At 46.8% G+C, this 21,602-nt stretch carries 22 protein-coding genes; 18 read left to right on the forward strand and 4 right to left on the reverse strand.

The features are described from left to right. The first annotated feature begins 162 nt into the window (after positions 1 to 162). The 11 genes from DXD92_RS13225 to DXD92_RS13275 all read left to right on the forward strand — a co-directional run bounded on the left by DXD92_RS13225 (position 163) and on the right by DXD92_RS13275 (position 13,863). Entirely contained in the window at positions 163 to 1,365 is a 1,203-nt protein-coding gene (locus DXD92_RS13225; RefSeq protein ID WP_118640700.1) for a hypothetical protein, read from the forward strand. Between the two features lie 172 nt (positions 1,366 to 1,537). Further along, positions 1,538 to 2,308 (forward strand): hypothetical protein, encoded by a 771-nt coding sequence (locus DXD92_RS13230; RefSeq protein ID WP_118640702.1) that lies wholly within the window; start codon positions 1,538 to 1,540, stop codon positions 2,306 to 2,308. Next, on the forward strand, positions 2,301 to 3,155 hold the full coding sequence (locus tag DXD92_RS13235) for a hypothetical protein (RefSeq protein WP_118640704.1): 855 nt from the start codon (positions 2,301 to 2,303) through the stop codon (positions 3,153 to 3,155). Before DXD92_RS13230 ends, DXD92_RS13235 begins: the two co-directional genes overlap by 8 nt. Before the next feature lie 4 nt (positions 3,156 to 3,159). After that, positions 3,160 to 3,795, forward strand: a complete 636-nt coding sequence (locus DXD92_RS13240; RefSeq protein WP_022461297.1) for an ABC transporter ATP-binding protein — start codon at positions 3,160 to 3,162, stop codon at positions 3,793 to 3,795. Positions 3,796 to 3,948: 153 nt separating this feature from the next. Then, positions 3,949 to 4,248 carry a cupin domain-containing protein gene (locus DXD92_RS13245; protein WP_022461296.1) on the forward strand — a complete coding sequence of 100 codons (300 nt, stop codon included), beginning with the start codon at positions 3,949 to 3,951 and terminating at the stop codon, positions 4,246 to 4,248. Positions 4,249 to 4,260: 12 nt separating this feature from the next. After that, positions 4,261 to 5,202, forward strand: a complete 942-nt coding sequence (locus DXD92_RS13250) for an AraC family transcriptional regulator (RefSeq protein ID WP_022461295.1) — start codon at positions 4,261 to 4,263, stop codon at positions 5,200 to 5,202. Positions 5,203 to 5,405: 203 nt separating this feature from the next. Then, positions 5,406 to 6,782 (forward strand): ABC transporter substrate-binding protein, encoded by a 1,377-nt coding sequence (locus DXD92_RS13255; RefSeq protein WP_117801878.1) that lies wholly within the window; start codon positions 5,406 to 5,408, stop codon positions 6,780 to 6,782. 187 nt (positions 6,783 to 6,969) lie between these two features. Beyond that, the gene (locus tag DXD92_RS13260; protein WP_022461293.1) at positions 6,970 to 7,857 is read left to right on the forward strand and encodes a carbohydrate ABC transporter permease; all 888 of its coding nucleotides are present in this window, start codon (positions 6,970 to 6,972) and stop codon (positions 7,855 to 7,857) included. After that, positions 7,857 to 8,663: a carbohydrate ABC transporter permease gene (locus DXD92_RS13265; RefSeq protein WP_243001871.1), complete on the forward strand. Its 807-nt coding sequence runs from the start codon at positions 7,857 to 7,859 to the stop codon at positions 8,661 to 8,663. The genes DXD92_RS13260 and DXD92_RS13265 overlap by 1 nt, the downstream gene beginning before the upstream one ends. Before the next feature lie 97 nt (positions 8,664 to 8,760). Next, on the forward strand, positions 8,761 to 11,799 hold the full coding sequence (locus tag DXD92_RS13270; protein ID WP_118640706.1) for a glycoside hydrolase family 2 TIM barrel-domain containing protein: 3,039 nt from the start codon (positions 8,761 to 8,763) through the stop codon (positions 11,797 to 11,799). 18 nt (positions 11,800 to 11,817) lie between these two features. Beyond that, positions 11,818 to 13,863, forward strand: coding sequence for a beta-galactosidase (locus tag DXD92_RS13275; protein WP_118595793.1), 2,046 nt, complete (start codon positions 11,818 to 11,820; stop codon positions 13,861 to 13,863). A gap of 67 nt (positions 13,864 to 13,930) precedes the next feature. Here DXD92_RS13275 and DXD92_RS13280 read toward each other — a convergent pair whose 3' ends face one another. Beyond that, a complete protein-coding gene (locus DXD92_RS13280) occupies positions 13,931 to 14,299 on the reverse strand; it encodes a winged helix-turn-helix transcriptional regulator (RefSeq protein ID WP_118595794.1) in 369 nt (122 codons plus the stop codon). A gap of 265 nt (positions 14,300 to 14,564) precedes the next feature. On the opposite strand from DXD92_RS13280, the gene DXD92_RS13285 reads away from it, so the two are divergent. The 5 genes from DXD92_RS13285 to DXD92_RS13305 all read left to right on the forward strand — a co-directional run bounded on the left by DXD92_RS13285 (position 14,565) and on the right by DXD92_RS13305 (position 17,764). Continuing rightward, the gene (locus DXD92_RS13285) at positions 14,565 to 14,960 is read left to right on the forward strand and encodes a pyridoxamine 5'-phosphate oxidase family protein (RefSeq protein ID WP_117801882.1); all 396 of its coding nucleotides are present in this window, start codon (positions 14,565 to 14,567) and stop codon (positions 14,958 to 14,960) included. 46 nt (positions 14,961 to 15,006) lie between these two features. After that, positions 15,007 to 15,618 carry a pyridoxamine 5'-phosphate oxidase family protein gene (locus DXD92_RS13290; RefSeq protein WP_117801883.1) on the forward strand — a complete coding sequence of 204 codons (612 nt, stop codon included), beginning with the start codon at positions 15,007 to 15,009 and terminating at the stop codon, positions 15,616 to 15,618. 79 nt (positions 15,619 to 15,697) lie between these two features. Next, positions 15,698 to 16,480 (forward strand): protein-ADP-ribose hydrolase, encoded by a 783-nt coding sequence (locus DXD92_RS13295; RefSeq protein WP_118595795.1) that lies wholly within the window; start codon positions 15,698 to 15,700, stop codon positions 16,478 to 16,480. 52 nt (positions 16,481 to 16,532) lie between these two features. Beyond that, entirely contained in the window at positions 16,533 to 17,438 is a 906-nt protein-coding gene (locus DXD92_RS13300) for an SIR2 family NAD-dependent protein deacylase (protein ID WP_243038045.1), read from the forward strand. Between the two features lie 62 nt (positions 17,439 to 17,500). Next, positions 17,501 to 17,764, forward strand: a complete 264-nt coding sequence (locus DXD92_RS13305; protein WP_118595796.1) for a hypothetical protein — start codon at positions 17,501 to 17,503, stop codon at positions 17,762 to 17,764. A 44-nt stretch (positions 17,765 to 17,808) separates the two neighbouring features. On the opposite strand, the gene DXD92_RS13310 is transcribed toward DXD92_RS13305, so the two are convergent. From DXD92_RS13310 to DXD92_RS13320, 3 genes are all read right to left on the reverse strand, one after another. Beyond that, complete coding sequence (locus DXD92_RS13310) at positions 17,809 to 18,228, reverse strand: MerR family transcriptional regulator (RefSeq protein ID WP_238046113.1); 420 nt, start codon at positions 18,226 to 18,228, stop codon at positions 17,809 to 17,811. A gap of 85 nt (positions 18,229 to 18,313) precedes the next feature. Further along, the gene (locus DXD92_RS13315) at positions 18,314 to 18,856 is read right to left on the reverse strand and encodes an EAL domain-containing protein (protein WP_117801887.1); all 543 of its coding nucleotides are present in this window, start codon (positions 18,854 to 18,856) and stop codon (positions 18,314 to 18,316) included. Then, positions 18,856 to 19,038 carry a FeoA family protein gene (locus DXD92_RS13320; protein ID WP_117801888.1) on the reverse strand — a complete coding sequence of 61 codons (183 nt, stop codon included), beginning with the start codon at positions 19,036 to 19,038 and terminating at the stop codon, positions 18,856 to 18,858. The genes DXD92_RS13315 and DXD92_RS13320 overlap by 1 nt, the downstream gene beginning before the upstream one ends. A gap of 226 nt (positions 19,039 to 19,264) precedes the next feature. On the opposite strand from DXD92_RS13320, the gene DXD92_RS13325 reads away from it, so the two are divergent. Both DXD92_RS13325 and DXD92_RS13330 read left to right on the forward strand, forming a co-directional pair. Beyond that, positions 19,265 to 19,738: a hypothetical protein gene (locus tag DXD92_RS13325; RefSeq protein ID WP_117510953.1), complete on the forward strand. Its 474-nt coding sequence runs from the start codon at positions 19,265 to 19,267 to the stop codon at positions 19,736 to 19,738. Positions 19,739 to 19,957: 219 nt separating this feature from the next. Beyond that, on the forward strand, positions 19,958 to 21,559 hold the full coding sequence (locus DXD92_RS13330) for an ABC transporter substrate-binding protein (protein WP_199696578.1): 1,602 nt from the start codon (positions 19,958 to 19,960) through the stop codon (positions 21,557 to 21,559). Positions 21,560 to 21,602 lie beyond the last annotated feature (43 nt).

Genomic DNA, 21,602 nt, shown 5'->3' on the forward strand with positions numbered 1-21,602 from the left:
AAAAAGAATGCGGATTTCAAAGAACAAAGTTTTATTTTTTGCTATCTGTACTGATTATCCCAGATAGAGCATGATATCCCAGATCCGTTGACGATGGAGAAAAATTTCGCTATGCTTCGAGTAACAGAAGAGAAAGAACGAAATTTTGAAAAGAGGGGATATATGGGAAAGAAAGTATTGGGAATTATGGTAATATTACTGTTCTTTACAGGTTGTCAGAATATGGGAAATGAGTCAGAAAATTTGCAGCAGGTAGAAAAACAGGAAAATGGAGAAGAACGGAATAGTTCTATCAGCAATGATGAAACGGAAACAAATGTGACACCTGAAAATGATCAGGAATTAAGCAATGGTGAGCACATCCGTTTTCAGCTTGGCAGTCAGGCCAAAATTGATGCGATTGTTGACATGCCGGACAAAAAATGGAATGAGTTTGAAAAATGTGTGATAGAAGTGGATGGATTTCAAGGAGAAAGTGTGTTCAATAAAATACTTGGGAAAATTCCGGAAAGTGGATTGGAAACAAGAAAAGGAGACACAGGAGAGCCGGACGTTTGTTATTCGTATGAGGGAATACTTGGCGAACAATTAAAAAATCAAAATGGAACGGTGTCTGTCAGCAATATATTAGGAGTGGAAACGGAAGAAGGAAAAAAAGTTTATTATAATTTGCCTGTTGAATATATTACATCAGCCTATGGTGAAGGGATTTTGGTCAGAGACAATGAGCAGGAAATTTCATTGGAAGACGAAGAAAAGCTGATAGAGGAAGGAAAAGAGTTTGTTAGATGGATTGGAGACTGGGAAAAAGTTGAATTGACCAGTAAATACAGTTTTTCGTATGAACAGATGGAAAAACAGCAGGAATTAATGGAACAGGCAATCGAGAATGGAGAATTGCTAAAGCCTCAGAAGATTCAGAAATATGAGTGGTCAAAAGCAGATGATTGTTTCCTGTTGTTTTTTCAGGGTTATCTGAATGGGGTTCCTGTATTATGCAATGAAATTAACCGGCAGGATGATCTTTATATTCCGTCATCTAAAATACAGGCTGTTATAACGGAGGGCGGAATTCAATATCTTCAAGCAGTTAATCACTATGCTATTCGGGAAAAGGAACCGGTATCTCTTGCGGAAAAAGATATTATCTTGGAAACGCTGAGAAATAAGTATGATTTGGCAATTGCTGAGCCGATTACGCTGGATCAGATGAAACTGATTTATTACCCGATGACAACGGGAAGAAATGAAACGGGGCATTGGATGTGCGATATGATTCCTGCGTGGCAGTTTCGATTTATAGAAGATGAGATCGAACAGTATGTTTACATCAATGCACTGGATGGACGGGAAATTGCAGGGTGAGTTTGTCTGAGCTTTATGATTTACTCAAAGAATAAATTATTTTTGTGAAAGATGTGGCTCCGGGCTAAGCGGGGTCACATCTTTTATAGAGGCGAAGAGAAGTTTCGAGAGAGGGAATGTACCAACCGGTAAAACCATCTCGAAAATCAAAACAGAAAGAAGGTGATCTTTCATGAAGTTTTTTCGAATGATAAAAATGGATTTTAAAAGAATGTTTTTATCAGGAAAATTTTATTTTGCCATTGCAGGTGCGATGCTGGTTACCGTGTTGAACATCAGTCAGGAAGCAATGCAGAGCCGGTGGAATGTATCGGTATATTACCTGGTTGTCAGCAGCCATGGTGTGGGTGCATTTTTTGAAGTGTTTTCTGTGCTGGCTGTGCTGCCGTTTGCGCTGAGCTATTGGGAAGACAGCAGAAATGGCTATCTTAGATGCATTGAGACACGCATAGGGAGAACAGCATATTGCTGGTCGCATCTGGTGGTTGCCTTTTTCGGTTCTGTGATCAGTATTTTTCTGGGAATGGCAGTTGTTTATGGCGTTTTGGCATTAAAAATACCGTGGATAAAAAAAGAAGAGCTTGAAACATTAACAGGCAGTTTAAGCTATGGAAATGGACTCGTTCTGCCGTTTTACCTTGCCGCAAGATTTGGAGTTGAGGCTGTCAAGTATGCATTTATGGCAGTTTTTGCGCTTATGATATCGGGAAAAATAAAAAATCTGTTTGTGCTGGTCAGCACACCGGCTCTTTTTTATTATGCAAGCCAGCTTGTAGCAGAAGCGCTGCAGCTGCCGGGCCAGATGAGATGGTACCAGCTCCATGGGGGAAGTATCCGGAATTTTAAGGATTTTTTTGTGATAGCTGGTTATTTCCTTATTCTGACAGGAATGGAAGGTGTAATTTTCGTGCGAGTGGTAAAGAGGAGGGCGCAGAATGGATAGAATACGGATGAGCCTTCGGGTATGTCAGATACGTTTGCGGAAAACATTCACAACACCACGGTTTTATGTTGCGCTGTTGTGGATTGCGATCCTTTTTCATGTAATGACGGCGGGTATTCGAGGCTTCTGCGAGCAGACCGGAGTTGATGTGACTTTTTGGATGCTGCCGTTTATGACCAGATATAATGGAGACCAGATTATCATCGTTCTTGGGGCTCTGCTGCTTTTCTGTGATGCTCCGTTTCTGGAACCGAACAGCGGGTGGCAGATTCTGCGGGTCGGGCGGAAAAGCTGGTTTTGGGGAAACATGCTATACATTGTGGTTGTTTCCTTTTTTTACACCATATGCTTAAGTATGATTCCGGTACTGCTTGTGTTTCCGAATGTAGGGTGGGAAACCGGATGGGGGAAGGTGATCAGTACGCTGGCTCAGACGAATGCGGCATATACCTTTAACCAGGAACCGTTGGATTATCTGATCCTTTCGCGATTTTCGCCGCAGGAGGCAATGGGGCTCACAATGCTTGCAATCTGGTGCCTGTCGGTTATGACAGGCGTTGTGAGTTATGCCGGAAATTTTCTGGTACACAGGGGATTTGGAATCGTCATCAACTGCGGCATCGCACTCACCGCGCTTCTGCTCAGCAAATTTTCCAACATCACAATCGGCTATTACTGCGCGCCGCCGCTTTGGATGAACATTGCGAGCTACAAGTGGCAGGGGTATGGAAACGGGCCGTCGATGGCATATGTTTACAGTGTCTTTGCGATTGTCATCGGCGCATGCACGATCCTCTCGTATCTCGGGATTCGGAAAAAGGATCTGAACTTTGTGGAGGAAATCTGAAAGAATGGAAGAAAAGATAAGAATAGAAAACGTGACAAAAAAGTTTGGCAGCTACGCGGCGCTGGACGGGATCAGCCTGAGCTTTGAAAAAGGAAAAATTCACGGAATGATCGGAAGAAACGGAAGTGGGAAGACGGTACTGTTTAAGTGCATCTGCGGATTTCTCCGGGTGGACGATGGCGCGGTTTTTGTGGATGGAAAACAGATTGGGAAAGAGATCGAAGCGCCGGAGAGTATTGGCGCCATCATCGAGACACCGGGCTTTCTTCCGGGCTACAGTGCCAGACAGAATCTGCAGTTTCTCGCCGGCATCCGCAGGAAGATCGGAAAAAAGGAGATCGATGCGGCCATCCGAAAAGTCGGACTGGATCCGGAAGCGAAAAAGCATGTCGGCAAGTATTCGCTCGGCATGCGCCAGCGTCTCGGTATTGCACAGGCGATTATGGAGGAACCTTCCCTTCTGATTCTGGATGAACCGATGAACGGTCTCGACAACCAGGGCGTGCAGGAGATGCGGCAGCTGTTTTTGAAACTGAAAGACGAAGGAAAAACCATTCTTCTTGCCAGCCACAACCGGGAAGACATTGCAGCACTGTGCGATACGACGGTGGAGATTGACAGAGGAAAGATTGTAGGCTGACGGAAAAAAGTTGCTCGTTTTTGGTGAATCTCATTGTCTTCCGGTGAAGCAGAGAATATAATAAAAACACAGAGAAGATCGAATCTTACGCTATTTGGTGTAGGATGGAGACAGGGAAAACAAAAAAAGATTACGAAAACGAGGACATGAACAATGGCAGACAGACACACAACAGAAAAATTGCTGGAGGGCGAACGCCTTTCCGGAAAGGTGACACTCTTTGCAAAAGTAACGATTTTACCGGGTGATGAGCTTCCGTATCATGAGCATCATGGGGAGACAGAAGCGTATCACATCCTGTCCGGTGCGGGTATGTATCAGGATAACGACAAAACCTACCCGGTGCAGGCGGGCATGACGACGTTCTGCGAGGACGGCAGCGGCCATGCGGTTTCCTGCGCAGGGGAAGAACCGCTCGTGTTTCTGGCGATGATTCAGAAAAAAGTAGAATAAGCAGGTACGGATATGAGCAGAAAGAAAAAGCCCAGAATGGAATACCGCTATTACGAAGTGCCGGAAAAATGCCCGGTGCTGGTGCTGCAGGGAGAAAAATGGTTGCAGAATTATGGGTACCAGATTGATTATCTGCATTTTCATAACCTGATGGAGATCGGTTTCTGCTATTACGGTGAGGGAACGATTGTTTTGGAAGATGAGGAACTGCCGTATCATGGCGGTATGTTTACGGTGGTGCCGAAAAACTTTCCGCATACAACAAACTCAAAAGAAAACAGTGTATGTTCCTGGGCATGGGTGTTTGTGGATGTGGAAGGATTTATTACAGAGCTGTATAAGGGCAATATGCGCATGGCACAAAAGCTGATTGCGCGTATTAACCAGAAGGCCCATTTTGTGAAAAATGAGGAAAGGCCGGAGGTCGCGGAGATGATCAAACTGATCATTAAATGCATGGGTGAAAAACGGGAATTTTATCTCGAGGAAGTGAAAGGACTGACCAGAGCGCTTCTGATGCAGATTGCCAGATGGAATGAAAGGGACGAGGAGCAGGAAAAGAATTCTATTGTAGATGATGCCAGTATCGCTCTGATTCTGCCTGCGCTGGATTATATTGGAGAAAATTATAAAGAGATTCTTCGAATTGAGGAGCTGGCAGAGGTATGTCATATCAGCGAAACACATCTGCGCCGTATTTTTCAGGAATCCATGCGGATGACGCCGGTTGAGTACATTAACTGGGTCCGGATCCGGGCGGCATGTAAGGAACTGCGGAAAACAAATATTTCTGTAAATGAGATTGCAATGCGAAGCGGATTCACAACAATTTCTACATTTAACCGTAATTTCCGCCGGATTCTTGGTGTATCTCCACAGCAGTGGCGAAGTGCACCGGAACATTATGAACGAAAATTGTTGAATTTTGATATAAAAACACAGGAAGGATGGTGATGTCCGTCAAAATGCCTATAAATGGTTGAAAATGCATAACATAGAGTTAAAAATGCGCACAAACGACGGGAAAATATGTAATACTTTGTACATGTTGAGGGAATAAAAACATAAAAAATGTACAAAACAACCAAAAAATTTCTGTGCTGTAAAAAGTGCGGAGGTTCCGGTTGTAAAATAACATCTTAAGGAGGATGTGCAATATGAAAAGAAAAATTGTATCAATCGTAATGGCATCAGCAATGGTATTTGGACTGGCTGCATGTGGCTCCAGCGGAGGAACTACAACAAGTTCCAGCAACGGCGGAAACGATGCATCAGCAGCAAGTGAAACCACTGCAAAATCAGAGAGCAGCGACGTAGTAGAGGGCGGCTCTGATGATGACAACACCTTAACCGTATGGACCTGGGACCCGAACTTCAACGTTTACGCGATCAAGAAAGCAGCTGAAATTTATGCACAGGATCACGAAGGATTCAAAGTAGAAGTCAGCGAAGTACAGTCCGACGACATTGAAACCCGTCTGACCACAGCAGTTTCCGCAGGAGACTTAAGCACTCTGCCGGATATCTTCCTGATGCAGGATAACTCCTTCCAGAAATATGCAACCAACTATCCGGACATCTTCACCGATCTGACCGATTCCGGAATTGATTTCAGCGAATTCTCATCCGCAAAAGTTGCTTACTCTACTCTGGATGGGAAGAACTACGGAATTCCGTTCGACAATGGTGCCGTTATCGAGTGCCTGCGTACTGATATGCTGGAGCAGGCAGGCTTCACCGTAGATGATTTCACAGATATCACCTGGAATGACTTTATGGAGAAAGCAAAAGTTGTCAAAGAGAAAACAGGCCAGCCGATCCTGACATCTCAGGCCGGATCTCCGGACCTTGTTATGGAAATGCTGCAGTCTTGCGGTGAGTCCCTTTTCAACGAAGATGGATCTGTCAACATCGTAGACAACAAAGCACTGAAACCAATCCTTGAGATTTACAGCCAGATGGTAAAAGATGGCACTCTTGTAGAGGTTACTGACTGGGATCAGTACATTGCATCCATCAACAACGGAACCACAGCAGGCGTTATCAACGGATGCTGGATTATGGCTTCCATCACAGCAAACGAAGATCAGTCCGGTAAATGGGCGCTCACCAATATGCCAAAACTGGACGGCATCGACGGAGCAACCAACTACTCCAACAACGGTGGTTCTTCCTGGGCAATTTCTTCCAACTGCAAGAAAACCGATCTTGCCATTGACTTTATGAAATCTACCTTCGCAGGCAGCACAGCTCTTTACGATGACATCATCGCAAAAGGCGCTCTGGCAACCTGGGCACCGGCAGGAGATTCCGAAGCATATGCACAGCCAGTTGCATTCTTCAGTGATGACCCGGTTTATGCAAAAATCGTTGATTTCGCAACCAAGACTCCATCCAACATCACTGGAGCATTCTACTACGATGCACGTGATGCTGTCGGAACCGCACTTTCCAATATCATCCAGACAGGAGCAGATATGGACAGCGAACTTCAGACCGCACAGGAAACTGTAGAGTTCAACATGGGTGGCTGATATCCTGCAATACATAAAAAAGTAGGACGATAAGAAACGGGTCTGCTTCCTGGACAGACAGAAGCAGGCCCGTTCTGTATCTATGCGGTGTGTGTTTGAAAAATGATTTCTGCAGGAGAACATGAAATGTTGTCTGCAAAAAGATTTTTTCAAACACACGCCAGGTAAAAAAAGAAAGGAAGATTCCATGAGCAGTCAGAAGAAAAAAGGAATGAACTTGGAAAGAAAACAGAATCTTACCGGCTGGGCTTTCCTGATGCCGGCAACGATCCTGATCGCATGGATGAGCTTTTATCCGATGATTCAGGCATTCATCCTGTCTTTACAGACAGGTATGGGCATCAACCTGAAATTCAACGGATTTGCAAACTATGCCCGTATTTTAAAAGACCCGACCTTTAAACAGACCTTAAGCAACACCTTCTTTTATCTGATTATTCAGGTGCCGATCATGCTGATCCTCGGCCTGATGTTTGCTTCCATGCTGAACAACAAAGATCTGCGTTTTAAGGGACTGTTCCGTACCTGCATTTTCCTGCCGTGCGCAACATCTCTCGTATCTTACGCGATGATCTTCCGTTCCCTGTTTGCAAATGACGGTTTTATCAACACCGTTCTCCGCGGCCTCGGCATGAACCCGATCATGTGGTTCTCCAATGCGTGGACAGCCCGTGCGGTTATCATCATCGCCCTGATCTGGAGATGGACCGGATACAACATGGTCTTCTATCTCTCCGGTATGCAGAACATTGAATATTCGATCTACGAAGCAGCCAAAATCGACGGCGCAAGCCCGCTGCAGACTTTCTTCAAGATCACCGTTCCACTGTTAAAACCGATGATTTTGCTGACCACAATTACTTCTACCAACGGTACTCTGCAGCTGTTCGATGAGTCCCTGAACCTGACAAACGGAGGTCCTGGAAAATCAACCATGACCATGTCTCATTATATTTACAATATGTCCTTTGTACAGAGCCCGAACTTTGGCTATGCGGCAGCAATGTCCATCCTGATCCTGATCATGGTAGCCATTCTGGCACTGCTTCAGATGAAAGTAGGTGACGAGCGATAATGGGAAAAACAAAGAAATTCTTCATGTATCTGGTTTTAACGGTAGCATCCCTCCTTTCTGTATTTCCGCTGTACTATATGTTCTGCGCGTCTACGAACAGAAGTATTGATGTTATTGCCGGAAAACTGATTCCGGGTACTTATCTGATGGAAAACTTCAAGTCACTGATTGCGCAGCAGAACCTGCGTCTTGCACTGTGGAACTCGTTCCGGAATGCAACGGTACTGACGGTCCTTTGTCTTCTGGTCTGCTCAATCGCAGGTTATGGATTTGAAATTTATCATGACAAAGCGAAAGATGCGGTATTTACCGTGCTTCTGACTGCGATGATGATCCCGTTTGCAGCAATCATGATCCCGATGTTCCGCATGTTTTCACAGTTAAAAATGGTCAACACGATGGTAGCATTTATGCTTCCTTCGATTTCCACTCCGTTTATGATTATGATGTTCCGTCAGGCTTCCCGTTCTTTCCCGCACGATATCATCGAAGCGGCAAGACTGGATGGTTTAAGCGAGACAGGAATTTTCTTCCGCATGTATATGCCGACCATGAAATCGACCTATGCGGCAGCAACGATTATCACCTTCATGAATGCATGGAACAACTATCTGTGGCCAAAGGTTATCTTGCAGAACAATGATTCCATTACCATGCCGATGCTGGTAGCGAACCTGCTCGGCGGCTACACTGTAGATTATGGCGTGCTGATGCTCGGCGTATTCATCTGTACGATCCCGACAGCAATCATTTTCTTCTGCTTCCAGAAGAGCTTCACAGAAGGTATCACAGGTGCTGTAAAATAAGAAAAAGAATCGAACAGAAAAGGTGGATATTTGGATGAATATCCACCTTTTTTCAAAAGATCAAAGAAAATAAAATTCCAGAAGGAGGAAAATAAAAATGGGTGTATTTCAGTATGAAAAAGTGAAGGACCCGACGTATTATGGAGAGAACCGGGTACCGGCGCATTCCGATCACAGGTATTATGGATCGGTGGAAGAAATGGAGCAGCATGTGGAAAACTTCCGTCACAGTCTGAATGGACTGTGGAAATTCCACTATGCAAAGAACTACGAGAGCACGATTCCGGGATTTGAGACACCGGAGTATGACTGCACAAAATGGGATGATATCCGCGTGCCGGCGCATATCCAGATGGAGGGATACGACGCACCGCAGTATGCCAATGTGCAGTATCCGTGGGAAGGAAGAGAAGAAATCCAGCCGGGCGAGATTCCGGAGCGGTTCAATCCGACGGCTTCCTATGTGAAATATTTTGAAGTGCCGGATCAGATGAAAGGAAAACGGCTTTTTGTTTCCTTCCAGGGAGCAGAGAGCGGTATTGCCGTATGGCTGAACGGAACGTTCCTTGGCTACAGCGAGGATACGTTTACTCCGTCCGAGTTTGAACTGACCCCGTATCTGAAAGAGGGCGAAAATAAACTGGCTGCGCAGGTTTTCAAATGGACGAGCGGAAGCTGGTGCGAGGATCAGGATTTCTTCCGTTTCTCCGGTATTTACCGTGATGTGTATCTGTACACGATTCCGGAGGTTCACGTTTCGGATCTGAAAGTACAGACGCTGCTGGATGATACGTTTACGAAGGCAGATCTGGTCATTGATACGAAAACGATCGGAAAAGGAAAAGTGAAAATTACCCTGTCAAAAGACGGAACGGCACTGCAGAGCACCGAAGGTGTGCTGGATGGGGAAACACAGTTTGTTCTGAAAGTCGATCACCCGGAACTGTGGTCCGCAGAGACACCGGTGCTGTATGATCTTCTGCTGGAAGTCACCGCAGAGGATGGAACAGTGCAGGAACTGATTCCGCAGAGAGTCGGATTCCGCCGCTTTGAGATGAAAGACCACATCATGATGCTGAATGGAAAACGCATTGTCTTTAAAGGCGTCAACCGCCACGAGTTCAGCTCCGTATCCGGCCGTGTCGTTTCGAGAGAAGAGCTGATCAAAGACCTGACAACGATGAAACAGAACAACATCAATGCAATCCGTACCTGCCATTATCCGGATGCGGTCGGCATTTATGATCTGTGCGATGAATACGGTCTTTACATGATCGCGGAGTGCAACATGGAGTCCCATGGAACGAGAGATACGGATGCCGTACGAAACGGAGATTTCTCCGGTGTTGTACCATGCGACCGCCCGGAGTGGATGGACTGCATGCTCGACCGTGTGAATTCGATGTATCAGAGAGACAAAAACCATCCGGCGATTCTGATCTGGTCCTGCGGAAATGAATCGTTTGGCGGAAAAGTTATTTTTGAAATGTCCCAGCTGTACCGGAAGATGGACCCGACCCGTCTTGTTCATTATGAAGGAGTTAATGACGACCGCAGATACAACGACACCAGCGATATGGAAAGCCGGATGTACACGACGGTCAATGAAATCCGTGAATTCTTGTCGAAAGACAGAAGAAAACCGTATGTCTGCTGTGAGTATGCGCATGCGATGGGAAATTCCTGCGGCGCCATGAAGAAATATATGGATCTTGCCGAGGAAGAACCGCTGTTCCAGGGCGGCTTTATCTGGGATTATATCGACCAGTCAATCTACAAAAAAGACCGCTACGGAAAAGAATTTCAGGCGTACGGCGGCGATTTTGACGATCATCCATGTGATTACAATTTCAGCGGAAATGGTATTGTATACGGCGGCGAGCGCGATGCTTCCCCGAAGATGCAGGAAGTAAAATTCTGCTATCAGAATATTTCCATTGACGTGCAGAAAGACAAGGCGGTTGTAAAAAATAAAAACCTGTTTGTGAATACCGATACATTTGCATGCGTAGTACTTCTCGAAAAAGAAGGAAAGAAACTGAAAGAAGTGCCGATGGAAGTTTCGGTGGAGCCGCTTTCGGAAAAAACGGTGGAGCTGCCGATCGCGGTACAGACACTTCCGGGAGAGTATGCGGTGACCGTTTCCTTCCGCCTGAAAGAAGATACCGTATGGGGCAAGCGCGGCCATGAAGTTGCATTTGGACAGGGCGTTTATGAAGTGGAAGCACCGGCGAAAGCAGAAAAACCGGCGAAATTTGAAGTGATCCGTTCCAACCATGATTTTGGTGTGCGCGGCGAGAATTTCGATGTGATGTTCTCCGATCTGAACGGCGGACTCGTATCGTACCGTTACGGCGGCGTTGAGATGATCAAAATGATTCCGAAACCGAACTTCTGGCGTGCGCCGATCGACAATGACTGCGGAAGCCTGATGCCGATGCGTTACAGCCAGTGGAAGATTGCTTCGATGTATCTGTCCCACAAATATCCGAACGGCAGCCATTATCCGGGACTGTATGCGCCGGAAATCGAAGTACACGAGGACTGCGCAGAAGTCAGCTACCGCTATGTAATGCCGACCACACCGGCGAGTGAGTGCCGTCTGACCTACCGTGTCTTCGGCGATGGAAGCATTCAGACGACGCTGACGTATGATCCGGTGAAAGAGCTCGGCGATATGCCGGAATTCGGCGTGATGTTCAAGCTGGATGCCGATTACGACCACGTTACCTGGTATGGCATGGGACCGGAGGAGACGTATGTGGACCGCTGCGCCGGAGCAAAGCTTGGCGTTTATAAGAATAAAGTCGAAGACAATATGGCGAAATATCTCGTTCCGCAGGAGTGCGGCAACAAGGTTGGTGTACGCTGGGCAACCGTGACGAACCGCAAGGGCCGTGGTATGATGTTCAGCGGCGACAAGATGGAATTTTCCGCACTGCCGTACACACCGCACGAGCTGGAAAATGCGATGCATCCGTATGAACTGCCGCAGGTACATTACACCGTTGTGCGCGTGGCAAAACAGCAGATGGGTGTCGGAGGAGACGACAGCTGGGGTGCACAGACCCATCCGGAATACCTGATTCCGGTTGACCAGAAACTGGAATTTACCTTTACATTCCGAGGCATTTGAGAATAAAAGGAGATTTTCATGAGACAGAATATAAATTTTGGAAAACTTCTGCATGGCGGAGATTACAATCCGGAACAATGGCTGGAATATCCGGAAATTCTGGAACAGGATCTTGCGTATTTCAAAAAAGCGAAAATAAATGAAGTTTCCCTCGGCATCTTTTCCTGGGCATTCCTGGAGCCGGAAGAAGGCGTGTTTGATCTGGAATGGCTCAAAAAAATGGTAGACCGCCTGTATGAAAATGGAATTTCTGTCATGATGGCTACACCGACAGCGGCAAGACCGCGCTGGATGGCACAGAAATATCCGGAAGTACTCCGCATGGATGCGATGCGGCAGAGAAATCTGTACGGAGAGCGTCATAACCATTGCTATACCTCGCCGGTGTACCGGGAAAAAACGAGAAAGATCAATACAAAACTGGCAGAAGCGTTCAGGGATCATCCAGGTGTCATTGCATGGCATATTTCGAATGAACTAGGCGGAGAGTGCCATTGTCCGCTCTGCCAGGAGGCATTTCGGAACTGGGTAAAACAAAAATATGGCAGTTTACAGGCCTTAAACCATGCATGGAACACGGCGTTCTGGAGTCATACATACCAGAGTTTTGATCAGGTGGAGAGTCCGTCGCCAAAAGGAGACGCATCGCTGCACGGACTGAATCTGGACTGGAAACGATTTGTAACAGATCAGACAGCCGATTTTGTGAAATGGGAGATCAGCGCGCTGCGGGATGCCGGTGCCAAACAGCCTACGACCATCAATATGATGTATGATTTCAAGGGACTGGATTATCACAAGTTTGCCGACATTGTTGATTTTGTTTCCTGGGACAATTATCCGACCTGGCACAAAGAAGCGGAAGCAGTTACGGCAGCAGATACGGCGATGCAGCATGATATCATGCGCAGTATCCAGAAAAAGCCGTTTTATCTGATGGAGAGCTGTCCGTCCGCAACAAACTGGCAGCCGGTCAGCAAACTGAAAAAGCCGGGCATGCTGCATGCCGCATCCATGCAGGCCGTGGCGCACGGATCAGACAGCGTCCTGTATTTCCAGATGCGCCAGAGTCGTGGAGCTTCCGAAAAGTTTCATGGAGCGGTGATAGACCATTATGGAGGAGATGACACCCGTGTATTCCGGGAAGTGACAAAGGTAGGAGAAACCCTGGCGCAGATGCAGGAACTTTCCGGTGCCATCTGCAGTCCGAAAGTGGCTGTGATTTATGACACCGAAAACCGGTGGGCACTGGAAGATGCGGCAGGGCCACGGAATCAGGGCCTGTTTTACAAAGAAACCGTGGAAAAATCATACCGCGCCTTCCGCAGACTCGGCTTGGATGTTGATGTCATCGATGAAACGCAGGGCCTTTCGGACTATCAGATCGTGGCAGCGCCTGTGGTTTATCTGCAGCGGGAAGGATGGGTGGAAAAAGTACGGCAGTTTGTGGCCGGAGGCGGCACTTTCCTGGCAACGTACTGGTCCGGAATTGTAGATGAGACGGATCTTTGTTTCCTTGGCGGAACGCCGCACGGACTGCTGGATGTAATGGGACTTCGGAGCATGGAGATTGACGGCCTGTACGATGGGGAATGGAACGAAGGAGTTCCGGTCCCGCAAAACCGTCTGCATCTGACCCGGACGTACCGGTGCAGCAATCTCTGTGAACTGGTGAAACCATCGACAGCAGAAGTGCTGATGACTTATGGAAAAGATTTTTATGCAGGAATGCCTGCACTGACAGAAAACCAGTATGGCGCAGGAAAAGCATATCAGATCTGTGCCGGTTTTGAACAGGGTCTGTACGATGAGCTCTGCGGAAAACTGGCAGAAGAAGCAGGTGTCACATCGGTGGTGAAAGAGATTCCGGATGGCGTGGAGGTTACAACGCGCGAAAAGAATGGAATCCGGTATGTGTTCGTACAGAACTTTAATCGGAATGCCGTGGAAATCAAACTTCCGGTCGAACAGTATCCGGTGTGGAACGGACAGTATGATGGAACAATCGGAAGCTGGGAAACAGTGGTGCTGAAAGAAAACAGTCCGAATTTCCGGGAAAAATAAAAAATAAAAATGTCTCAAAACAAAAGACTGGTTTTGAGACATTTTTTTTGCAAAAAACAAATGAATATCAGGCGGTTTCGGATTCTTCGGCGGAGAGTTTTTTCTTATAATTTTCTCCCCAGCTCCACATGGCATCCATGATTGGCTGTAGGCTGTAGCCCAGGTCGGTGAGGGGATATTCTACCCGCGGTGGAACTTCTGCATAAACTTTACGGCTGACGAGCCCGCTCTGTTCCATCTGACGGAGCTGGCTCGTCAGAACCTTCTGGGAAACGTGACCGATGGATTTTTTTAATTCGCCAAAACGTTTGGTGCCTGGCATCAGATCACGGAGAATCAGGACTTTCCATTTATCACTGATTAAGGTTAAGGTAGTCTCTACCGGGCAGGCCGGGAGATCGGCTAAAGATATTGCGTTTTTTTCAGAAGCTGACATAAAAAACCTCCATTTCATAAAGATTTTCTCGTAAAAGTAAGCACGGAAAACCTTGTATTTACACAATAGTTTCCTTTTGGTAACTACAGCACAATATTGTGCTTACTTTACGTTAAGACGCTTTGGGCTTATTATAAAGCCATCGAAAGAAAAAAGCAATCCTTTCGAGAAAAAAGGTCTGGAGCGCATTCGAAAAAGGCCGAAACCAAATCATAAGAAACAAGCTCAAAAACAAAATCAAAAAACGAAAATGGAGGACATCATCATGAGTAAAGTAGTAGAATTCTTAAAAGAAAACCCGGTACAGTATTTAGCAACTGTAGGGCGCGATGGAAAAGCAAAATGCCGTCCGTTTATGTTTATTGGCGAAATGGAAGGAAAACTGTGGTTTTGTACCAACAACACAAAAGATGTTTATAAAGATATGCTGGCAAATCCGGAAATTGAAATTTCCACTTCCAGCCCATCCTATGCATGGATCCGTCTGAACGGAAAAGCTGTATTTGAAAACAACATGGCTGCAAAAGAAATGTGCATGGGAAATCCGATTGTAAAAGGCCAGTACCAAACCGCTGACAACCCGATTTTCGAGGTATTCTATCTGAACAATGCACACGGTGTAATCGCAGACTTTTCCGGAAACCCGCCGTACGAGTTTTAATCTGTCGCTATGAATTTGAAGTAAAAAGAGAAAGGAATCTGCCGCTATGGAGAGAAATGATTATCTGAAGATGTTAGTAGAGGAGATGCACTCAACCACGATGGCGACGATCGGTGCAGACGGTCATCCACAGACCCGTGTGATCGATATGATGCTGTGGGACAAGAAAGGAGTGTATTTTCTGACGGCAAAAGGAAAAGCCTTTTATGCACAGCTCATGGAGCAGGGCTATGTGGCAATTTCTGCGACGAAAGATAAAAAAGCAGTCTCTCTCCGCGGCAGAATCCAGAACATCCACAGTGAAAAGCTGGATGAAATTTTCGGAAAAAATCCATACATGCAGAAAATTTATCCCGGCGATACACGCGCGGCACTTGAGGTGTTCCGCGTGTACGAGGCCGAGGGAGAATACTTCGACATCAGCGATCCGTCGCATATCGTGCGGGACACGATCCTGATCGGCGGCGCAGAGCAGTCGATGGCTGGGTACGAGGTGGGAAACGAATGCATTGGCTGCAAGCTCTGTTTTTCAGTCTGTCCGCAGAAATGCATCGACATCACCCGCATCCCGGCCGTCATCGACCAGCACCAGTGCCTGCACTGCGGCCGATGCGCGGAGACGTGTCCGAGAGGAACGATTCGCAAAAGAGGGCAGTAGTCCCCTTATTTTAGCTACAGATTTTATGGGAATAGTGATAAGATAAAGTCTATAGAAACGATGGAAATGAGGGAATAACATGAACCAGAGTGAACGAAGAAATTTTCTGATCCAGTCATTGCTGGAAGAGAGCCGGGAGTACCGCGGAATGCAGATTCCGTCTGACAGCACCGGGCAGAGACAGCTTCTGCGGGGGCTGATGAATGTGCGCATGGTGAAAAAGAGCAGTGCAGAATTTCTGAACATTCAGGATGCGTATCTGCAGGAGGAGACGGCAAAAAAGGGCGTGACGAATGTCGACGACCTTACGCCGGTGCAGCAGGGGCTGTATCTCTGGCAGGGCGATATCACCGCGCTCCGGTGCGATGCGATTGTGAATGCGGCGAACAGCGGGATGACTGGCTGTTACGTGCCGAATCACCGGTGCATTGACAACTGCATCCATACGTTTGCGGGTGTGCAGCTTCGGCTGTACTGCGAGGAGATGATGGAAGCGCAGGACCATGCGGAGCCGACGGGGCAGGCGAAAATCACGCCGGCGTATAATCTGCCGTGCCGCTATGTGCTCCACACGGTTGGACCGATTGTGGGCGGCCATCTGACGGAAACACACTGCCGGCAGCTGGCGGACTGCTATCGGTCGTGCCTGTCACTTGCGGCGGAGAACGGACTGAAAAGCGTGGCGTTCTGCTGCATTTCCACTGGAGAATTTCATTTTCCGAACGAGAAAGCAGCGGAGATTGCCGTTGCGACGGTGAAAGAGTTTCTGGCGCAGAAAGAGACGAGCGTGGAGAAGGTCATTTTCAACGTGTTCAAGGACCGCGACCGGGAGATTTATGAGGAGCTGCTGGGAGAAAAGTAATCGCTGAAGAATGGGGAACAAAAGCAGAAAGAAAAGAAGAGGTGAATTTGTGATGTTTGAAAGTTGGAAAGAAAGAGAATTTGAAAAAAAGATGGAGCGTTTTCGCACCGCACTGCAGGAAAAAAACACGATTTTAATAGGAGCCGGGGCTGGGCTTTCGACATCGGCCGGATTTACCTACAGCGGTGAGCGGTTCCGGAAATATTTTGCAGATTTTGAACAGAAATACGGTTTCCACGATATGTATTCTGGCGGCTTCTACCCTTACGATACGCTGGAAGAATACTGGGCGTACTGGAGCAGATACATTTACATCAACCGTTATCAGGACGCGCCAAAACCGGTTTACCAGAAACTGCTCAGCCTGATGAAAAATAAGAGCTATTTTGTCATCACCACAAATGTAGACCACTGCTTCCAGAAAGCCGGATTTGATAAAAACCGTTTGTTTTACACGCAGGGAGATTACGGCCTGTTTCAGTGCTCTGAGCCGTGCTGCAAGGAAAAGTATGACAATGAAGAAATCATTCGAAAGATGCTGCTTGCCCAGGGGTATCAGATCCTGGAAGACGGAAGCCTTGTTCCGCCGGAGAACGGAAACCTGAGCATGCGGATCCCATCCGAACTGGTGCCGTACTGCCCACACTGCGGAAAACCGATGAGCATGAATCTGCGCGCGGATGACACGTTTGTGGAAGATAAAGGCTGGCATGAGGCATCCAGCCGACGCATCGATTTCCTGCTTCGTCACAACAGAGGCCATATCCTGTATCTGGAACTCGGCGTGGGATACAACACGCCGGGAATCATCAAATATCCATTTTTCAGCATGACAGCAGAAGATAAAGATAATCTTTATGTCTGCATCAACACCGGCGATATGCGTGTCCCGGATCTGATCCGTGACAGAGCGGTGTGCATTAAAGGGGATATTGGGGAAGTGCTGGATCGGATCTGAGACGGAAAAACATATAATATTCGAGAAAATTAATCACGTCACTTACGTGACGAGATGATGACATGATTGACGAGATAAATTCAACAGAGTTGCATACCTGCCTGCTGGAAATCACATTGCTGCCGCTGGCACATTACTGGCATTTCTGGTACGGCCCGCTGGATGCAGCCATCTACGGATCCTTTATCCTGGGAGCAAAAATCCTGTGGCACATCGTCGATTTCGGACGGAGTATGCGGACCGCAGCCGAAGTAAATGAACAGCTCCGCAGACGACGCATGGAGACGGTGGAGGAAAGAAGAGAAAAAATGAGAAAACGGCACTGATCTGTAAAAAGATCGGCGCCGTTTTTTGCATAGGATAGGAAGGACTACTGTGCCTTCTGTGCAATCTCTTCATCCGAAATCAGATTGCTGTGATATTCGATTTTTCCCGACAGGACATCATCGTAAAAATTCTGTTTCCAGTCGATATAATCGATGGCTTTCTGCAGTTTTTCCATCGATGCGAGCAGCGCTTCTTTTTTTACCGCGAGAATTTCTTTACGCTCCGGAATGGAGGATGGACCTTCGAGGCAGTAGGCGAGATATTCTTTCATTTCCGCCAGCGTCATGCCGCAGCGCTTCAGGCAGCCGAGGCTCTGGATCCATTTGATGTCGCGGTCGTCGAAAACGCGGTAGTTGTGGCTGTCGCGTTTTACGTTCGGGACGAGGCCTTCTTTGCAGTAAAATTTCAGGGTTTCATATGACATGCCTGTCTGGATGCAGGCTTCTTTCATGGAATACATCATGCATACCTCCCAACAAAGTTGATAACAGAATTGAATCGGTAGTAACTACCGGGCAAGATAACCATAGTATAGAATTCGGACTTTGTCAAGCGATCAGCTCTTCAAATTTTTTCTGTTCCATCGGTTTATAATAATAGAATCCCTGCAGCTCGTCGCATCCTTCGGCGATCAGAAAATCTACCATCTCTTTCGTCTCTACACCCTCGCAGACAATCCATTTGTCTGTGCGTTTTAAAAGATGGAACATCTCTTCCAGCACAATTTTTCCTTTTTCGGAGAGGCCCGCCGAGAGGAAATGTTTGTCAATTTTAACTTCATCAAACAGAATATCCTTCAGCGAATTTAAGGACGAATATCCAGACCCAAAATCGTCCATGGAAATGCGGATATTCCGGTCGTGGAAGAAGCGGATCGCCTGCTTGTGATAGGCGGAAATCTTTTCCCGCACCACGGCCGGATCCTGCCAGGTGATATCGATAATGCCGACAAAGATATCGGAGTGATAGCGGTTCACAAAGAGTGTCTGCGGAAAGAGTTCCAGCTTTTTCAGGATGAAATTCAGAATGTTCGTACCCGTCTCATAACCCCAGTAATCGTTGAGCAGATGAAAATTGTCGACATCCGTCATCAGAAAGGCGTACTGTTTTTCTTCGCTTCTGTTATTGAGAAGCGTAAAAATTTTTTCTTTAGAATCGAAATCCTGGCCCCGGGAACAAACCCCAGCGACTCCAGATAATGACGCTGCTTTTCCTGGCCGCAGATTTTATTGATGGCGTAAAACTGATTGAAAACGGTTAAATTTAAAGGCATGCAGGACCTCCTTTATTGCGAGAGTGCATCAAGTTAGAATTGCCTAACGGATAGTATAGCATAACATATTTGGAACAAAATGGAAAACTTTTTCTTTGAGAAATTTTTTCAAAAAAGCTTTTATGGGGACGGACGTATTTTAACGTTTTTTATTTTTGGGGAATCATGTATAATGGAAATGAAACATCAGTGACAAACTATGACATGGGAAAAGGAAGAGAAAACAATGAAACATAGAATAAAAATCCTGCTGCTTGCAGTTCTGATCGCAGCGCTCTGCAACTGTATGCTGATGATCGGGATGACCAAAACGAAAGAGAAGAATACCATTCCAAAAGATGCAAGCCTGATCTGCGAAGAAACCGTATCGCCGAACAAGGACTATATTACGGATGAAAAAGACCTGGTAAATTATACCGTGCGCGTCTATCAGGAAAAAAACAACGACATCATCGTCTATGCGGAATCCAATTCGCCGCTGTTCGATGAAGCACAGTACATCGTAATATGCGACCACGCCATCACTGCCGACGATGTCCATATCAAATGGACAACCCTCATGGGCAGCACCGAAGCGAGCGAGAAAGATGAGATCGGACTCGCACACGTTTCGATCTCAAAAGACGGGGAAGTGTTCAATGAAAAGACGATCAGCTTTGTGGCGAAAGCGGTGAATGCGGTTACGGATGTGATAGGATAAAGAAAATAGGATAACAAAAAAGAAACGGGCAACTCCCTCTGCATGAGACGATTAACTTTACAAGAAAAGAAAAAAATATCCCCCCACCCGGCTTGTGAGAGCCTGAAATATCAAATATAATGAACGAACAGTACATGGATCAGGCGCGCAGATCATGGGAGTACAAAGCAAAAAAGCGGTCAGTCCGGGTAAAAACGGTCTGAAAATGGGAGGAAAAGGATGAAAAAGAAAATATTATCTTTGATGCTGATGGTGTCTCTTGCAGCATCCCTTGCGGCATGCGGTCAGGACAGCGGGAAAAACAGCAACAGTACAGATTTGTCGAAAACAGAGACGGAAGCTTCTTCCGGCCAGACAGGGGAGGAAGAGACGACCCTGGTTTACGGTTCTGCTGATTATACCAGGATTAATCCGGCGATGGATGAGCACGGTGAAATTAATCTACTGCTGTTCAACGGACTGACCGCACACGATGCGGATGACAACATTGTTCCGGGTCTGGCAGAAAAATGGGAGTACGATGCAGAAACCTGCACCTACACCTTTCATATCCGGGACGGCATCCAATGGCATGATGGAGAAAAATTTACGGCGGACGATGTGAAATTCACCATCGAAGCGATCATGGATCCGGAAAACGGATCTGAAAATGCACCAAATTATGAGGATGTAGAAGAGATTACAGTTATAGATGACAGCACCGTTTCCTTCCGCCTTTCCGAGCCGAACGTGGCTTTCCTGGAATACATGACGATGGCCATCCTGCCGAAGCACCTGCTGGAAGGTGAAAATATGCAGGAGTCGGATTTCTTCCGAGCACCGGTCGGAACAGGTCCGTACAAGCTGGAAAGCTGGGATGAAGGCCAGTCGATCGTTCTGACAAAAAATGAAAATTATTACCTCGGTGCACCAAAGATTGACAAGGTCATTTTCAAAATTGTACCGGATGATAATGCACAGGCAATGCAGCTGGAATCCGGCGAACTGGATCTGGCGCTGCTTGACCCGAAAAATGCACAGAATTTCAAAGAAAAAGACGGTTTTACCTGCTACGATATGACAACGGCAGATTACCGCGGAATCTTATTTAACTTTGCAAATGATTACTGGACGAAAAACAGGGACATCATTCCGGCCGTCTGTTATTCGATTGACCGCCAGGCCATTATCGATTCTGTGCTTCTTGGCGAGGGAATGGCGGCATACAGTCCGCTGCAGCGGAACATTTACAATAACGAAAACGTAGAACATTATGATTACAATCCGGAAAAAGCACAGGAAATTCTGGAAGCGGCCGGATGCACCAGAAACAGCGATGGTTTCTATGAGCGGGACGGCGAAGAAATCGGTTTTGTCATCAGCGTGATGTCCGGTGAGCAGGACCGCATTGATATTGCCCAGGCAGCAGCACAGCAGCTCCGGGAAACCGGAATCAACTGTACCGTAGAAATTCCGGCACAGATGGACTGGGGCGGACAGATGGCCTGTTTGATCGGCTGGGGAAGCCCGTTCGATGCGGACGATCATACATATAAGGTTTTCGGCACGGACAAAGGGGCGAATTATTCGAGCTATTCCAATGAAAAAGTAGATGAGTATCTGTCTCTTGCCCGCCAGAGTGACGATCCGGAAGTGCGGAAAGAATATTACGGAAAATTCCAGGAAGAACTGGCAGAAGATCCGGCCTATGCATTCATCTGTTATATTGATGCAAATTATGTGGCAGATTCCGGTATTCAGGGAATTTCCAAAGACACGGTGCTGGGCCACCACGGCGTTGGTATTTTCTGGAATATTCAGGACTGGACAATCGAAGAATAAAAACAAAAAAGCAGACGAAGGAGGTATGGTTACCTCCTTTTTG

Origin of the sequence: Blautia sp. TM10-2, assembly GCF_003480845.1 — a bacterium.
GTDB classification, from domain to species: domain Bacteria; phylum Bacillota; class Clostridia; order Lachnospirales; family Lachnospiraceae; genus Fusicatenibacter; species Fusicatenibacter saccharivorans.

What these genes read in the sequence shown, in the direction of transcription:
- DXD92_RS13310 (WP_238046113.1), bottom strand. Translation starts at nt 18,228, where the DNA reads ATGATGTATTCCATGAAAGAAGCCTGCATCCAGACAGGCATGTCATAT.
- DXD92_RS13330 (WP_199696578.1), top strand. Translation starts at nt 19,958, where the DNA reads ATGAAAAAGAAAATATTATCTTTGATGCTGATGGTGTCTCTTGCAGCA.
- DXD92_RS13265 (WP_243001871.1), top strand. Translation starts at nt 7,857, where the DNA reads ATGGGAAAAACAAAGAAATTCTTCATGTATCTGGTTTTAACGGTAGCA.
- DXD92_RS13280 (WP_118595794.1), bottom strand. Translation starts at nt 14,299, where the DNA reads ATGTCAGCTTCTGAAAAAAACGCAATATCTTTAGCCGATCTCCCGGCC.
- DXD92_RS13315 (WP_117801887.1), bottom strand. Translation starts at nt 18,856, where the DNA reads ATGACGGATGTCGACAATTTTCATCTGCTCAACGATTACTGGGGTTAT.
- DXD92_RS13250 (WP_022461295.1), top strand. Translation starts at nt 4,261, where the DNA reads ATGAGCAGAAAGAAAAAGCCCAGAATGGAATACCGCTATTACGAAGTG.
- DXD92_RS13270 (WP_118640706.1), top strand. Translation starts at nt 8,761, where the DNA reads ATGGGTGTATTTCAGTATGAAAAAGTGAAGGACCCGACGTATTATGGA.
- DXD92_RS13300 (WP_243038045.1), top strand. Translation starts at nt 16,533, where the DNA reads ATGTTTGAAAGTTGGAAAGAAAGAGAATTTGAAAAAAAGATGGAGCGT.
- DXD92_RS13240 (WP_022461297.1), top strand. Translation starts at nt 3,160, where the DNA reads ATGGAAGAAAAGATAAGAATAGAAAACGTGACAAAAAAGTTTGGCAGC.
- DXD92_RS13285 (WP_117801882.1), top strand. Translation starts at nt 14,565, where the DNA reads ATGAGTAAAGTAGTAGAATTCTTAAAAGAAAACCCGGTACAGTATTTA.
- DXD92_RS13255 (WP_117801878.1), top strand. Translation starts at nt 5,406, where the DNA reads ATGAAAAGAAAAATTGTATCAATCGTAATGGCATCAGCAATGGTATTT.
- DXD92_RS13275 (WP_118595793.1), top strand. Translation starts at nt 11,818, where the DNA reads ATGAGACAGAATATAAATTTTGGAAAACTTCTGCATGGCGGAGATTAC.
- DXD92_RS13230 (WP_118640702.1), top strand. Translation starts at nt 1,538, where the DNA reads ATGAAGTTTTTTCGAATGATAAAAATGGATTTTAAAAGAATGTTTTTA.
- DXD92_RS13225 (WP_118640700.1), top strand. Translation starts at nt 163, where the DNA reads ATGGGAAAGAAAGTATTGGGAATTATGGTAATATTACTGTTCTTTACA.
- DXD92_RS13305 (WP_118595796.1), top strand. Translation starts at nt 17,501, where the DNA reads ATGATTGACGAGATAAATTCAACAGAGTTGCATACCTGCCTGCTGGAA.
- DXD92_RS13260 (WP_022461293.1), top strand. Translation starts at nt 6,970, where the DNA reads ATGAGCAGTCAGAAGAAAAAAGGAATGAACTTGGAAAGAAAACAGAAT.
- DXD92_RS13245 (WP_022461296.1), top strand. Translation starts at nt 3,949, where the DNA reads ATGGCAGACAGACACACAACAGAAAAATTGCTGGAGGGCGAACGCCTT.
- DXD92_RS13235 (WP_118640704.1), top strand. Translation starts at nt 2,301, where the DNA reads ATGGATAGAATACGGATGAGCCTTCGGGTATGTCAGATACGTTTGCGG.
- DXD92_RS13290 (WP_117801883.1), top strand. Translation starts at nt 15,007, where the DNA reads ATGGAGAGAAATGATTATCTGAAGATGTTAGTAGAGGAGATGCACTCA.
- DXD92_RS13325 (WP_117510953.1), top strand. Translation starts at nt 19,265, where the DNA reads ATGAAACATAGAATAAAAATCCTGCTGCTTGCAGTTCTGATCGCAGCG.
- DXD92_RS13295 (WP_118595795.1), top strand. Translation starts at nt 15,698, where the DNA reads ATGAACCAGAGTGAACGAAGAAATTTTCTGATCCAGTCATTGCTGGAA.
- DXD92_RS13320 (WP_117801888.1), bottom strand. Translation starts at nt 19,038, where the DNA reads ATGCCTTTAAATTTAACCGTTTTCAATCAGTTTTACGCCATCAATAAA.